A 14570-nucleotide genomic window follows, 5' to 3' on the forward strand; every position below is an offset into this window, starting at 1 on the left:
TTGCGGGCCAGAAACAGACAGAAATCACGGCACGACGCACGAATGTCGCTCGCACACGACAGAATGGACGCATGACTTCCACCGAGACCTCTGAAGCCACCGACGCCTTCTTTGCTGCCCGAGACTCTCTGCTCGCAGTCGCCGGCGATCCCGACCGCGCCCGTGCGGAGTTCCGCTGGCCCGAGGTCGGGTCGCGCTTCAACTGGGCGCACGACGTGTTCGACGTGATCGCGGAAGGCAACGACACCTGTGCCCTGTGGATCGTGGAGCAAGACGGCACCGAACTCAAGCGCAGCTTCGCGCAGATGAAGCAGCGCTCGGACCAGGTCGCGAATTGGCTCCTAAGCATTGGCGCGCGCCGTGGTGATGTCGCCATGCTGATGCTCGGCAATCGGGTCGAGCTGTGGGAGATCATGCTCGCCGCGATGAAGATCGGCGTCGTCATTCTGCCGACCTCGGTGGTGCTCGGCGCCCACGAGCTCGAGGATCGCGTCGCCCGCGGCACCGTGCGGTGGGTGTTCGCCACCGCCGAAGACGCGATGAAGTTTGCGGCCGTGCCGGGCGCGTGGCGCGGGATCGGCGTGGGCCTGAACGAGGCCACCGCCGACCAGCGGGCCGCGCTCTACGACTGGACCCGTTACGAGGAATCGAGCGCCGCCTCACTCGCAGCGATCGTAAAGGACACGGTGAGTGAGGATCCCGCGCTCATCTACTTCACCTCCGGCACCACCAACCTGCCCAAGATCGTCGTGCACTCGCACACGAGCTACCCCCTCGGACACCTCACCACGATGTCGTGGCTGGGCGTGCGCCCAGGCGACACGCACCTGGTGATCAGCGCGCCCGGCTGGGGTAAACACGCCTGGTCGAGTTTCTATGCTCCGTGGCACGTCGGGGCCACGATCTTCGTGGCGAACTACACGCGATTCGATGCGGAGTTTTTGGTCACCGAGCTGGATCGCGCCGGAGTCAATACCTTCTGCGCTCCGCCGACCGTGTGGCGCATGCTCATTCAGCAGCGCCTCGCCACGAAGCCGCACGCGCTGCGTGAGATTGTCTCCGCGGGCGAGCCCCTCAACCCGGAGGTGATCGCGCGCATCCGTGAGTGGTGGGGGCTCGAGATTCGCGACGGCTACGGCCAGACCGAAACGACGGCGCTGATCGCGAACATGCCCGGCGACCCGATTGTGCCCGGCGCGATGGGCCTGCCGCTGCCCGGCGTCGACGCCGTATTGGTGGATCCCCTGACCGGCAAAGAAACCGACGAGGGCGAGATCTGCCTGCGCATGGTCGATCCCGAATCGGGTCGCACCCACCCCATCAACCTCATGCCCGGGTACTACGGTGACGAGGCAGCGACCGCGCGCGCGATTCACGATGGCTACTTTCATACCGGCGACGTCGCACAGCGCGGCGACAACGGCGTGCTGACGTTTGTTGGCCGCACGGATGACATCTTCAAATCCAGTGACTTCAAGGTGTCGCCGTTTGAGGTCGAGAGCGCGCTGATCGAGAGCGAACTCGTCGCAGAAGCAGCGGTGGTGGGAGCCCCAGACGAAACCCGGCTCAACGTCACCAAGGCCTACGTGGCGCTCGCCGCAGGGGCCGCGCCCGATGCCGACACGGCTCGGGCGATCCTCGCTCACGCCCGCGAGGCGCTGCCGCCCTACATGCGGGTGCGGCGGGTGGAGTTCTTCGAGCTGCCGAAGACGAGCTCCGGCAAGATCCGCCGGGTCGAGTTGCGTCGGCGCGAAGAGGCTGCGTTCGAGGCGGGGGATCGGATCCCGAGCGAGTGGCGCGAGGAGGATTTTCCCGGCCTCAAGGGGTAGCATCCGCCCTGGGCGTCATCCTGAAGTGTGTGTCGCCGTGTTGCCGGTTCGGTGATCCTGAACCGGCAACACGGCGACACTGTTTGGGTGGGGTGGGGGCTGGTGTGGGCGCTATGCCGCGGATGCCCGCTGCAGCCGGTGCATCGAACCGTAGATCTTGATGAGACGCGAGAACTCTGCCTCGTCCACAAGGTGCGCGTTCCCCCGCGTGAAGTCCTTGGCGAGTTCGACCGCAAATCGCACCGCTTGATCGATCACGACAACGCTGCTGGCTCCGGTTGCTGAGCCGGCGACGGCGCTCTCCGCGGTGATGGCGAGGCCAACGACTGGGGACGGTGTGGCAACCGCCGGCTGCACGATTGAGTTCACGTGGTAAATGTCATTGCCGTAGGGGTGATGTCTTGCATGGTGATGGGCATGACCATTGGAGCGCTGCCCGTGACACGTTCCGCGATCGACAGTAGATCCTCCGCCACCCGCAGGATCCATCCTGATTTGATCGTGGGAGTGATCGCGATGCCGTTGTGATTGCACACGCGGTTCCCTTTGGTCGTATCGATGGTCAGGATCGCATCCATCTCGGGCAGTACTTCGTGTGTGTTGTTGACTGCGTCGTGGGTCGCGGACCCCATAAACGGCACCGGATTGTGAGGAATCACTGGTGCGTCCGGGTCGATCTGGGTCGTCACGATGACATCACCCGGCAGCGTATCGCCCACCGTCGCCATCCGGATGAGCTTTGCAGCGGTCGCGAGGGCCGCCACGGCACCGTCTCCGTCTGAAACGAGGCCGATCTGCGCTGGGCGAGCACCGATGCCGCCGAGGCGTCCGATGATTCCGAGCGTTGGTGTGGATTCTCCCGCTCTGTGGCCTGAGGTGCCAGGGATGATCACTCGAATGAAATCGGTGGCCCCGGCTTCTCCGCTGACCGGGGTGATGGCAACCTCGGCTGAGCCGAGCGAACGTAGGTACGCTGCGACTCGTTCGCCGCTCGCACGGGGGTTGTCGAGCAAATCCAACAATTCGAGTGTTCGTGTCAGTGTCATGTTTCTCCTTGATTCCCGAAGGTGCCGAGTTGATTCCCGAAGGTGCCGAGTTGGTCTGTGCGGGGATGCCGCGGGCGTTATCGCGGTACCAGGATCTGGCCGACGGAGAACAGCGAGTCTCCTGCGATGATCCCGGCTCCAAATACCGACATATTGCGTTCGGCATCAGCTCCTCCGAATCGTCGCCACACGAACCGCAGGATCAGCGCGGCGAGGACCATCCAGCCCGCATTGGGGCGGAGATCAGCAGGCCGGTAGCAAGGAGCACGCCCATTTGCCGTTTCGAACCGCCGATGATCTGAATGATTGCGCCCGGAATTGCGGCGAGGAACATGTTGCGCAGGATCGTAGGGTCGCTAATTCCGGCCAGTATGGTGTCGGCGTAGACGCGGGCAATGGGTGGGAACTGATTGTTGGCGAACAGCGGTTGCCACGCGATGGCGACGACGCCGATAGCGGTCGCGAACCCAATGAACGCTGCCTTCAACTGCTCCCGACGCCCCTGCAACTCGAATACCGTATACGGCCACGCCCGGCGCCTGAGCACCCATCCGGCCTTCAGATCGTCCCCCATGTCCGAGAATGCGGGGCCTGTCACCGCGCAGTACCCGACAAGGAGCATGAGTGGCACATCGGGGAGGCCCAGAAACATCCCGATGACCAAGAAGATGAGGGCCACTGCGAAGGCGGGGAACCATCCGGAGTGCATAGCGGCGAGCCCGACGATGATTTCGTGAACGATGGCGGCCACTCCGGCGAGCAATACCCAGCCGATGATCCCGAGCATCGACATCTCGGTCCACAATCCGGCCGCGAGTCCAAGCACCATCGCACCGCCAACAAACAGGAGATAACCCGTGCCGAATGCCCTGCGGAGTGCCTTCTGGTTCACCGTGGGGATCAGTGAAGGATCCGGATCGACCTCGGTGATGACCGTGTCGAGCACGGACGTGGTCCGCTTCCTGAAGATGAGGCGTCCGGCCTGCACCAGCGCAACCGTTCCGGCTCCGATCATCACGCCGTGTGGAATGTACAGGCCAAGCAGTGAGACGTCGAACAGGATAGGGAAGTACTGGTTCAGCAGGAGCCCGATCCCGAACATGAGCAGGGCCCAGATATTGCCGATGAGGGCGACACCCGCAGCAGACATCGAGAGGCCGGCGATGGAACCGCCGATGCCCACGACGGCGCCGAAGCCGAGGAGCAGTGCCTGTTTGCCCCCGACGTCGCCGGCCTTAATGGTTTCGGCGGAGGCGCGGCCAGAGGGCCAGGTCGCGGTGGCGGGGATGAACTCTGATCCGAACACGCGGTAGAGCATCCAGGCGTCGAGGATCAGTCCGACAGAGGCGCCGATAAACATTGGCCAGATCATGTCGGGGCGGCCGAGGGCAAAAGGAATCGCGATCGGTGTCAGGATCGAGTTTGCCGCGCCGAAAGTGCCGGCGGAGATCGCCGACTGTGCGAGGTTTTGGCGGTGAATGTTGCGCATTCTGGAGAGACCAAAGAACCCGATACGCCCGATGATCATCGCGATGAGTGCTCCGATGACCGAGGTGCTGGGTGATACGCCCAGGGTGGTGATGACGTGGATACCAATGACCACTCCGAGGCCGCTGAGGAGAAGGAGGAGTACAAACATGCCCGGCTCGAAACTTCGTGGATGGCGTTTGGGCGCTTCGGCTTCGCTCTCGGTCTGTGTGAGTTCGGTCACGTTGGGTCTCCTCGTCGAGTGTGGTGTCCGGTTTCTTCCCTCTGTTAGGGTGACGAGTATTGGCCAGATGATGCAATAGCATCCCAAATAGTGACGAAGGGTGTGTCGTGATCCGGAATCCACGCGGCGAAGCCCCGCTGCAGACCGTAGACAGGGCGCTGCAGGTGCTGTCGAGCTTTAGCGAACAGCATCGTTCGTGGTCAGTGGGAGAACTCGCCGAAGCGTTTGAACTCACCACCTCCACGGCGCACCGGCTGCTCGCGGCGCTCGCGGCCCGCGGATATCTCAACGTTGATCAAGCTACGCGACGGTATTCGCTCGGGCCGGCGGTGTGGCGCATCTCTGGGCTGTACGAGCGTTCGGGCGGGCTTGCAAGCCTCGCGAACACCTTCCTTGCGCCACTTGCCGCGCACACCGGAATGAGTACGGAGTTTGCCGTGCCGGACGGGTCTCATCTGCGCTGTGTTTCGGCCGTTGACGGCGATACCGGCCCGACACAACATCACCCCTGGGTTGACACGATGTACCCCGCGTACGCGGGGCCACACCGCGCGCTTACTTCGCTTTTCTGCCGCGCCGTGAGCAACACACTCTGCTCAACGCGCTCCCGCTCGTGCGATTCACGCCGCATACACCGGTCGATTTGGAGCAGATCTTCGCCGAATACGACGAGACGCTGACACGGGGCTGGGCATATTCTGCGGGGGAGTACAACCTGCACTCCGAGGTGATCTCCGCGCCGATCATGCTCGGTTCTCGACCCAAGGGAGCGATCTCAGTGGTGCGCATCAGCGAGAAGAGGATTGGGCGGGCGGCACTGGAGGCCTATGTGCCCGCCCTGTTGCAGAGTACTGAGGAGTTCTCTGCGACGCTGTCGTTTCGACTTGCGTCAGCTCAGGATGAGAGCAACTGATAGCACCGGGTGATGCGCTCACGCCACCACCTGGTACGCTCAGGGGAGGCCGCAAACTGGGTGAGCCGTGCGGTGTCGAGGTTCGGGCGACGCAGCGCAATTGCGCCGTCCACGGGGAGTAGCGGATCGTCGGTGACGTCGCCGTCGAGCAGCGCGACCGTGCCGAGCCCGCAAGCTCCAGCGAGTTGATCCTCGGGCAGGGCCGCCGCCAGCGTGAGCCCCATTGCGATCCCAACGGAGGTGTCGAGCGCGCTGGAGACAATGACGGGAAGGCCCGCCAGGGCCACGATGTCGAGCGCGCGTTGGATCCCGCCCAACGGTTGCGCTTTCACGATCAGGAGATCTGCGGCTCCCGCGCGGGCGACGGCGAGTGGATCCTCTGCCTTGCGTACACTCTCGTCAGCGGCGATCCGGGTAGCGTATGCGGTGCCGGCGATTCGTGTTCGCACCTCACCGAGCTCCGCCACCGTCGCGCACGGCTGTTCGGCGTAGTCGAGGTCATACGGTGCGAGCGCTTCGAGCGCTTCCACTGTCTCTTCGACCGACCAGCCAGCGTTCGCGTCGATGCGCACGAGCCCCGCGTCGCCCATGGCCTCGCGCACGGCTCGCACTCGAGCGACGTCGTCTGCGAGCGACTGACCGCGCTCGGCGACTTTCACCTTCGCGGTGCGGCAGCCGGGAAACCGCGCCAACAGTTCGGGAACCGCGGCGGCAGGCACCGCGGGGATTGTTGCGTTGACCTCAATCGCGTTGCGCAGCGGAGCGGGCTGCTGCCGCCACCCAAAATCGAGCGCGGCCGCAAGCCACTGCACGGCCTCGGCGTCACCGTATTCGGTGAACGGGGAGAATTCGCTGGGCCCCTCGGGGCATCGAAGATGACAGCCTCGCGCACGCTCACCCCGCGAAACCTGGTGCGGGTTGGAATCGCGACCACCCGCGCCGCCGCCAGCACCTCGTCGAGCGAGGGGAGCTGGTGTGGGAGCGTGAGCATGGATCCAGCCTAGATGTTCGGGCCCGTCCCTCGCCCGTAGGGCACCGATTCGGCCAAGAACACCTGATATCACAGACTCTGAGGTGTTCTACGCGTGATCGGTGCCATAGCTGTGAATGGCTTTCTCGGTCGCACCCTTAGGCTGGGATCATGACGCAGCAGGACGCACAGCCCCAGACGGTCTCTGAACTCTTCGATCCCTCCGAGTGGGAAGTGGCCCCGGGGCCGCTGGCTACACCGACATCACCGCGCATCTCAGCCGCGACGGCAAGATCGCGCGGGTCGCGTTCAACCGGCCCGAGGTGCGCAATGCGTTTCGTCCGCACACGGTTGATGAACTTTACGACGCGCTTGATCGCGCGCGCACGAACCCGCGGATCGGGGTGGTGCTGCTGACCGGGAATGGGCCGAGCCCGAAGGATGGCGGGTGGGCGTTCTGCTCCGGCGGGGACCAGCGGATCCGGGGCCGCGACGGCTACAAGTATGCCGAGTCCGAGGCGGAGGTGGGTACCGAGGAGCGCGCCCGGGCCGGACGGCTCCACATTCTTGAGGTGCAGCGGCTGATCCGGTTCATGCCGAAGGTCGTTATCGCGCTCGTGCCCGGCTGGGCGGCGGGCGGCGGGCACTCGCTGAACGTGGTGTGCGACCTCACCATCGCCTCGCGCGAGCACGCAAAGTTTAAGCAGACTGACGCGGATGTCGGATCCTTTGATGCGGGTTACGGCAGCGCCTATTTTGCCCGTCAGGTGGGTCAGAAATTCGCGCGCGAGATCTTTTTCCTGGCCAGGGAGTACTCCGCTGACCGCGCCCGCGAGATCGGCGCCGTGAACGAGGTCGTGCCGCACGCAGAGCTGGAACGCACCGGGATCGCGTGGGCGCGCACGATCCTCGGCAAGTCGCCAACGGCGATCCGGATGCTGAAGTACGCGATGAATGCGGTCGATGACGGCATCGTCGGCCAGCAGCTCTTCGCGGGTGAAGCGACCCGGCTCGCATACGGTACCGACGAGGCTGTTGAGGGTCGGGATTCGTTCTTGGAGAAGCGGGATCCCGACTGGAGCCCTTTCCCGTATCACTTCTAGGCAGGCGACGCCCGCGCGGAGCCACTAAAGCCTTTGCCGTTCCTGTGCTTTAGTGAAGGCTTGCTGAAGCTTCGCCTGTCGGCTAAAATAGCTCTGTTCTGAAAAACTTTAGGTTGGCTACGGCAGCATTCGCGTCTGTGCTGCGAGTGTTTGCTGAGTGGTGGGATATTCATATATCCCCATACGACCAAGACACTCCATGAGGAATCCATGCACTTGCGCACTAACAAGTCTGTGTCAACTTCGCGTTGGAAATATCTGCGCTCCATCTTCACTGTACTTCTCGTCCTCGTGGGGCTTTTGCTCCCCGGGAACGCCGCGTTCGCGGCGCCGGATCCGGTCGCGGATGATGCGCCAGTGCTGCTGGTTGAGTGGAACCCAGAGTCCGCGGCGACCCGATACTCGGGGCAGATTTTCACCTACTCCGGCTCGGTGTCGTGTTCGACCGTCACCGATGTTCCCTGTACTGATGTGACGCTCACGATCCCGTTCCCCACCGATCTTGTGACACCGGCGGGCGCGACGGCGTTCGCGAACTGGGTCAAGAGTGCCACTCAGAAACTGAGCAGCGCGACGGCTTCGTCGCCGGCGACCATCTCGATCAGTGGCAACAACCTTGTCATCAACCTCGGGACCATTCCTGCGGGCGAATACAGCTACGTCACGCTCACCGTGACGCCTCCGAACTACACAACTCCGAATAACTCGACGTGGACGCTCACGCCGACCGCGTCTGCAACGGGAGCGGAGCCGGTCACCGGTCCTTCGGTGACCTACAAAGCACTTGCCACAGCCAGCGCGGTGCTGACCAAAACCTACGCCGATGGAACGACTGATACTCCGATCGTGTATCCCGGCCAGCTCATTACCTACAAGATTGCCGCGGGTCGCAGTACCGCGAGCGTTGGCATTATCGGGCTCGACCCGGCGGCGTCGGTCACGGTTACCGATCCGCTCCCCGCAAATGTCGAGTTTGTGTCATGTACCGCAGGCTGCGTCGAGAACGCGGGTTCCGTCAGCTGGACGCTGCCCCAGTCTTCCTCCTTGCTCAGCAACCTGCAGGTCACGGTGCGAGTGAAGAGCGACGTTGCGGCAAATGCTACGCTGGACAACACAGCCTCCGCCGTCTTTACGCCGCTCTTTGGCGTTCCGACGTTCACCAAAAAAACGAATACCGTGAGCGCCGTAGCGAAGACGGCGCCGGATCCGGCCGGCATTTTCAAGAAGCTCGCGATCCCGAACATGGGATCTGACGTGCCCGCTGGATCCGGGTTGATCAACACAACCTCTGACTCGGGCTATCGCCTCACCGTCAAGGCACAGGCTGTCGCGTTCGATTATCAGATGGTCGATCCGCTGCCGTGCATGAATGGCAGCGGCTCACCATACGTCTCGAACAGCTATGACAGCAGCGCGGTCTGCAGCGATCCCGCATTCATTACGGAGCGCATCAAGGTCACGAGCCTTGCCGCGCCAGTCAGCTATCCCGTCAATTTGAAGATCACCTTTGCGGATGGATCCTCAGCGAACTTTACGGCGAATGCGACGGGCAGCACCTACACTGTTCCTGCCGGAAAGACTGTCGCTCGGGTTGATGTCACCGGCTCCATGGCCGTGGGAACCGGTCAGATCGCCATCGACTTCTTGGGCAAGCCCAAGGCTGGGCTGGGCGATGGGGACATCTTGGACAACACCGCTGGCTTCGGCGCCGCTGTTGCGGGCGGGGGCGGATCCATTGACTTGGTGCCGGGGAGCGGCGACCTGAATATCCGCGAGCGCATCGGTGCGAGCATCCCGTGGCAATCTCCGAAAGTTGATGACACGTGGCAGACACTCCAGGTGGGTTCTGCTGGCGGTCGAACCTCGCCGGGCCTGCCGTGGTCCGCGGACTTCTTCTCGACTCAAGAGCAGATGACGGATTCGGGGGCCGCGGCCCTCATTCTGCCCAAGGGATTCACCTATGCGAGCCCGATCCAGATGCCCGTGGCGGATGAGTTTGAGGGCCAGACGCGCTACCTCACTCTGCCAGGAAAGGGCAACTGGGGTACCGATATGCAGCGTTACATCAGTATCGACGCCGGTGTCGCGCCAGGGCTGTACCCCTATGACATCTACGTCGGGTTTAAGGACACGACCTTCGATCAGTGCCTCATGCATGACGGCACCGATGTGAACCTCAACAACACCGCGCCCACCAAGCAGAACCAGATGATCGTGGATACGACCGGGATCATCGGCTCGACGCCGGGAGTGCCGACCACGCTGTGCAAGGTCTCCGGCCTGATCCTCGTCAAGTCGGATGACCCCGGTGCCGCTCTGACCAAGCAGGTCATCACCTCGGAATCAGGGGGCGTGTGGCAGCAGGGGCAGAATGCTCTCGCCGAAATCGGCGCGGACGGCAAGGTCGACTTCCGTCTGACGTGGGCAAACTACGGCAGCCGCGACCTGTCCGACGTCGCGCTCTACGATGTGTTCCCGCGTGCGACGGATGATGTGACCGCGTTCGGCAAGCCTCGTGGCTCGCAGATGGATCTTGAACTGCAGGAGATCACGGGCGTTCCCGCGACCGGCTGGGAGCTCAGCTATTCAACCGCGGACAATCCCTGCCGCCCGGAGGTTCTGCCCACGAACCCCGGTTGTGTTGACGACTGGAGCACCACCGCGCCTGACCTCAGTACCGTCACCGCGATTCGTTTGAAGAACACGGCTCCGGCCAAGATCACGACAGTCCTCAACATTGATCTTGGATTTAAGGCTGGAGCCCTCGAGATCGGTGAGCCACTGCGCGCCTGGAATACGGCGGCGATGCGTAACGGCTACGTTGCCCCCGGCGGTGGGACCAACTATCTGGCACCTCTTGAGACCCCGCGTGTGGGTGCTGCGGGCCAGGTCGATGCTGTGTCGGAGTTGGAGCTTGTGAAGACGGGCTCGCTTGACGGAACAGCTGCAGTGGGAAGCGACATTGACTGGTCGTTCACGCTGACCAACTGGGGCAACGTTGTGGTCAAGGACCTCACCCTGAGCGACGAGCTTGAGGGTCTCACCAATATTGAGTGGGACTGGGCCGGATCCGGCGTCGCTACCGAGGGTGAATTGGCTCCGAACGAGTCGGTGTCGATCCGCGCAACCTCCCCCATTTCCGCGGCGCTGTACCCGACGGGCACGGTGACCAACACGGCGCAGGCGAGCGGAACGGACAGCTCCGGCGATCCCGTTGACTCGAACGAAGCTGAGGCCACGGTGACCTGGCCGTTCGTTGCCGCGCCCGCGCTGAGCCTCACAAAGGCCGGCTCGGTGCACGGCGGTACGGCGGCAACCGGTGGTCTGATCGACTGGACCTTCACGCTGAGCAACACTGGAAACGTGACGGTGAGCGATCTTGAGCTGAACGACGAGCTTGCTGGTCTCGCAGACGTTGAGTGGCACTGGGACGAAGCGACCGTGGCAAATGCCGAGGAGCTCGCACCGGGCGAGTCGGTCGACATCTCTGCGACGTCGCCCATCACCTGGGACGTGTTCGCGAACGGCGGGGTGGAGAACACCGCGACGGTGACCGGCAGCTACAACGGCTCCGCGGTCGACTCCAACGAGGCCGATGCGGAGGTCACGTGGCCGTTTGTTGCCGCGCCAAGTGTGGCGCTCAAGAAGAGCGGCGCGCTCGAAGGCACGGAGGCAGAGAACGGAACGGTGAAGTGGACCTTCGAGGTAACAAACACCGGCAACGTCGCGCTGTCAGATCTGGTGCTGAATGATGAACTCGATGGGCTCTCAGACGTTGTCTGGGCATGGGATGATGCTGCCGATCCGACGCTGATTCCTGGCGCTTCGGTCACGGGAACGGCGACCTCCCCCATTGATAGTGCGCTCTACAAGACCGGCGAGGTCACCAACGTTGCGACGGTTGGGGCATCGGCTGGGAGCGACACTGTCACCTCAGAAGAGAGCGAAGCGACCGTCAAGTGGCAGGCTCCTGAAGATGGCGGATCGGGGACGCAAGGACCCGGCGGCGGTGAGTCCGGTGGCGCTAAGCCCGGTAATTCGGGTGGCACCGTGAATCCGCAGAACCCTGCGGATACCGCTGGAAACGGCTTGGCTACCACCGGTGGAGAAATGCAGTTCGCGCTGAGCCTGGGCGTCCTCCTGGTCGCGTTGGCATCGGGGATTCTGCTTTCTCGACGCAAGCGCGCGTAAGTGATGCGGAGAGGTGGCGCGCTGATCCGCGCCCACCTCTCCGCCGCGGCGCTCTCGGGTGTCGCGCCCAAAGCAACACCGAGTAATCTGGACAGGTGACTTCGCAACACGCGCTCCGCGCAATTCCCTCGGAGGATCGCGCCTGGCTGTTGGCCGCGCTCGCCGACGCGCTCGGAGACGGCGCTCCAGTGCTTCCCCTGCCACCGGGCACCGAACCGAGTGACGTCGAAGCCCTCCTAGACGCTCCGCTTCCCGCGGAAACCGCCCTGGTGATTCGAACCTCTGGATCGACGGGGGTGCCGAAGGCTGTGGCGCTCTCCGCGAGTTCTTTGCTGGCGAGTGCGCGGTTCACTCACGAAGCCCTTGGCGGTCCTGGCGGGTGGTTGGTGACGCTCCCCAGCCACCTCATCTCCGGCGCACAGATGCTGGTGCGCAGTGTTGTCTCCGGCATCGACCCGGTGTTCCTTGACGGCCACTTTGATCCGGCCTCACTGGTGCATACCGCGGAGCGCATGAGCGCCGAACGGCGGTATGTGTCGCTGGTGCCGGTGCAGTTTTCGCGGCTGCTTGATCTTGCCGAGCAGGATCCGGACGCCGCCGACACACTCCGTCGCTTCGACGCCGTCCTCGTGGGCGGCCAAGCGGTGTCGCTCGAGCTGCGCAGACGCGCCCACGACCTCGGCGTCGCGCTGCGCCGTAGCTACGGGATGACCGAAACCTCCGGCGGGTGTGTCTACGACGGGGTCGAGATTGGCGATACACGGGTGCGGATTCGCGGCGGCGAGGTGCAGCTTGCAGGATCGACGCTGGCGCTCGGCTACGTCGATGCCCCGGAGGCCATCGCCGACCGGTTTATTGAGGAGTGTGGGCGGGACGGTGAGATGACGCGCTGGTATCGGACGGGCGATGCCGGCGAGCTGCTCGGGGGTATGCTCACGGTCACCGGACGCCTCGACCGGGTGCTCGTGTCGGGTGGCGTGAACGTGTCGCTTGACCGTATCGAGGAGGTCGCGCGGGAGCAGCGCGGCTGGGAGTCCGCGATCGCACTCGCGACGCCGCATCCCGAGTGGGGTCAGCGCCCCACGCTGGTCATTGAGACGGTGGCGGATGCGGTGCCGTTCGATGACGTGCAGGCCGCGATCCGGGATCGCCTCGGCCCGGCGGCGGTGCCCGAATGGGCGAACGAGATGGCCGAGATTCCCCGCCTACTGGGCGGAAAGCCCGATCTGATCGCCGTGGAGGCGTGGGTGCAGCAACTTCGCCAGAGCTTCCGTGAGATTCGCGACGCCGAGACTGGATCTCGGCGCACAGATGCCCATACCGTTCACCGAGAGGACCACGCGTGAATCACCAGCCAAAGGATCTGCGTCGCTCAGGAAACCCCGCTCGCCGCGCCGCGGCCAAACGTCAGATCGACGCGGGCGCGCCTCCTCGCATCACCTGGCGCAATTGGGTGGGCGGTGCCCGCCTGCGGACGCTGCCGCTCGCGGTCGCCCCTGTCGCGGCCGGGGCCGGGATCGCCCACATGCTGCAGGCGTTTTCGTGGCCGTTGACCCTCCTCGCGCTCGCTGTTGCGGTGTTCCTGCAGGTCGGCGTGAATTACGCGAACGACTATTCTGACGGGATCCGCGGCACCGACGAGTTTCGGGTTGGCCCAGCCAGGCTCACCGGCTCGGGGCTTGTGAACCCGAAACGGGTGCTGGCGCTCGCGCTGGTGTTCTTCGGCCTCGCCGCGGTTGCCGGGCTTGGCGCCGTGGTGCTCAGTGGGCGCTGGTGGTTCCTTGCGTTGGGTGTGGTCGCGATCCTCGCAGCCTGGTTCTACACCGGCGGTAAGCGGCCATACGGGTACGCGGGTCTCGGCGAGGTGATGGTGTTCATCTTCTTCGGAATCGTCGCGACCGCCGGCACCGTGTGGCTACAGACCGATATCGAGAATCAGGAGACGTGGATCGCCGGCGCGGGCGTGGGGCTCTTCGCGGTAGCGGTGCTCGTGGTGAACAACCTCCGCGACATTCCGACCGACACACTCGCGGGCAAACGAACCCTCGCGGTGCGGATGGGGGAACGAGCCTCCCGGGCCCTCTATATTGCCTGCGTATTGTTGCCGTTTGCGCTGCCGCTCATTTACGGTCCACTGCAGTCGGGGATGATCCTGGTGTGGTTTGTGCTGCTCCTGGTCGCGCCCGCGATCCTCATTGTACTGACGGCTAAGACACCCCGAGAGCTCATCCTGGTGCTGCAGCTGACGAGCTTCGCGGCCCTCGCATACGGCGTGCTGCTCGGCAGCGCCTTCGCCTTCTAGCGCCCGCCTGATGTACGGCCTCTCCTGTGACGGCCGAGATTCTGCCGTTTGCGGGCTTGCTAGTCCCACTGGGGTCACAGCGCCGCGGCACCCCATTGAGCCCAGTGCACCCCTTTCCGCTAAACGCACCCCCGGGTGCCGAACGCACCCCTTTCGCACCGTAACTGAGGGGTGCGTTTAGCGGAAAGGGGTGCGGGGCTCTCCGGCAGTGCTGCACGTCGTGCTCTTGCGCGTTGCGTCGGCTCCTCGATAGGCTGATCCGGTTACCGCTCAACCCGGAAGGAGAAGACCATGGCGTATCCCATCAAGCCCATCGCGTTCACTCTTCCGGGCATCCAGCCGCTCGGCGACCACTAGCAGAACACGGGCGAGAGTTCCGTCTCCCGCCCCATGCCCCGTCGCCCCGCGCTCACCCGAGCCCACTGAGAAGCACCGCCGTGCCGGATCGCCTCTCGCACCCCACTCACCCTGAGCAGCGTGTCCAAGACACCGCTCAGCGCACACC

General features: G+C 64.1%; 8 protein-coding genes and 3 pseudogenes. 7 read left to right on the forward strand and 4 right to left on the reverse strand.

All coding sequences use genetic code 11. From position 1 onward, the window contains the following. The first annotated feature begins 71 nt into the window (after window positions 1-71). Complete coding sequence (locus tag G7067_RS03770; protein WP_166322097.1) at window positions 72-1829, forward strand: AMP-binding protein; 1758 nt, start codon at window positions 72-74, stop codon at window positions 1827-1829. A 111-nt stretch (window positions 1830-1940) separates the two neighbouring features. On the opposite strand, the pseudogene G7067_RS03775 reads toward G7067_RS03770, so the two are convergent. From G7067_RS03775 to G7067_RS03780, 3 genes and pseudogenes are all read right to left on the reverse strand, one after another. Further along, window positions 1941-2875, reverse strand: a pseudogene (locus G7067_RS03775) (DUF1177 domain-containing protein). 77 nt (window positions 2876-2952) lie between these two features. Then, on the reverse strand, window positions 2953-3096 hold the full coding sequence (locus G7067_RS13760) for a hypothetical protein (RefSeq protein ID WP_205881191.1): 144 nt from the start codon (window positions 3094-3096) through the stop codon (window positions 2953-2955). Further along, complete coding sequence (locus tag G7067_RS03780) at window positions 3078-4586, reverse strand: OPT/YSL family transporter (protein ID WP_205881192.1); 1509 nt, start codon at window positions 4584-4586, stop codon at window positions 3078-3080. The genes G7067_RS13760 and G7067_RS03780 overlap by 19 nt, the downstream gene beginning before the upstream one ends. A gap of 107 nt (window positions 4587-4693) precedes the next feature. Between G7067_RS03780 and G7067_RS03785 the strand changes: the two genes are divergently transcribed. Together G7067_RS03785 and G7067_RS03790 are read left to right on the forward strand one after the other, a co-directional pair. After that, window positions 4694-5266 carry a helix-turn-helix domain-containing protein gene (locus G7067_RS03785; protein ID WP_166322099.1) on the forward strand — a complete coding sequence of 191 codons (573 nt, stop codon included), beginning with the start codon at window positions 4694-4696 and terminating at the stop codon, window positions 5264-5266. Then, a complete protein-coding gene (locus G7067_RS03790) occupies window positions 5179-5499 on the forward strand; it encodes an IclR family transcriptional regulator C-terminal domain-containing protein (protein ID WP_244301324.1) in 321 nt (106 codons plus the stop codon). The genes G7067_RS03785 and G7067_RS03790 overlap by 88 nt, the downstream gene beginning before the upstream one ends. Here the strand turns inward: G7067_RS03790 and G7067_RS03795 are convergent. Further along, window positions 5481-6490: pseudogene (locus G7067_RS03795) on the reverse strand (o-succinylbenzoate synthase). The gene G7067_RS03790 and the pseudogene G7067_RS03795 overlap by 19 nt on opposite strands. A 150-nt stretch (window positions 6491-6640) precedes the next feature. On the opposite strand from G7067_RS03795, the pseudogene G7067_RS03800 reads away from it, so the two are divergent. The 4 genes and pseudogenes from G7067_RS03800 to G7067_RS03815 all read left to right on the forward strand — a co-directional run bounded on the left by G7067_RS03800 (window position 6641) and on the right by G7067_RS03815 (window position 14065). Next, window positions 6641-7572, forward strand: a pseudogene (locus tag G7067_RS03800) (1,4-dihydroxy-2-naphthoyl-CoA synthase). A 210-nt stretch (window positions 7573-7782) separates the two neighbouring features. Then, on the forward strand, window positions 7783-11763 hold the full coding sequence (locus G7067_RS03805) for a DUF7507 domain-containing protein (protein WP_166322101.1): 3981 nt from the start codon (window positions 7783-7785) through the stop codon (window positions 11761-11763). A 95-nt stretch (window positions 11764-11858) separates the two neighbouring features. Further along, window positions 11859-13109, forward strand: a complete 1251-nt coding sequence (locus G7067_RS03810; RefSeq protein ID WP_244301234.1) for an AMP-binding protein — start codon at window positions 11859-11861, stop codon at window positions 13107-13109. Further along, complete coding sequence (locus tag G7067_RS03815; protein WP_166322103.1) at window positions 13106-14065, forward strand: 1,4-dihydroxy-2-naphthoate polyprenyltransferase; 960 nt, start codon at window positions 13106-13108, stop codon at window positions 14063-14065. The genes G7067_RS03810 and G7067_RS03815 overlap by 4 nt, the downstream gene beginning before the upstream one ends. Window positions 14066-14570: the final 505 nt, after the last annotated feature.

The organism is Leucobacter insecticola, from assembly GCF_011382965.1.
GTDB classification, from domain to species: Bacteria; Actinomycetota; Actinomycetes; order Actinomycetales; family Microbacteriaceae; genus Leucobacter; species Leucobacter insecticola.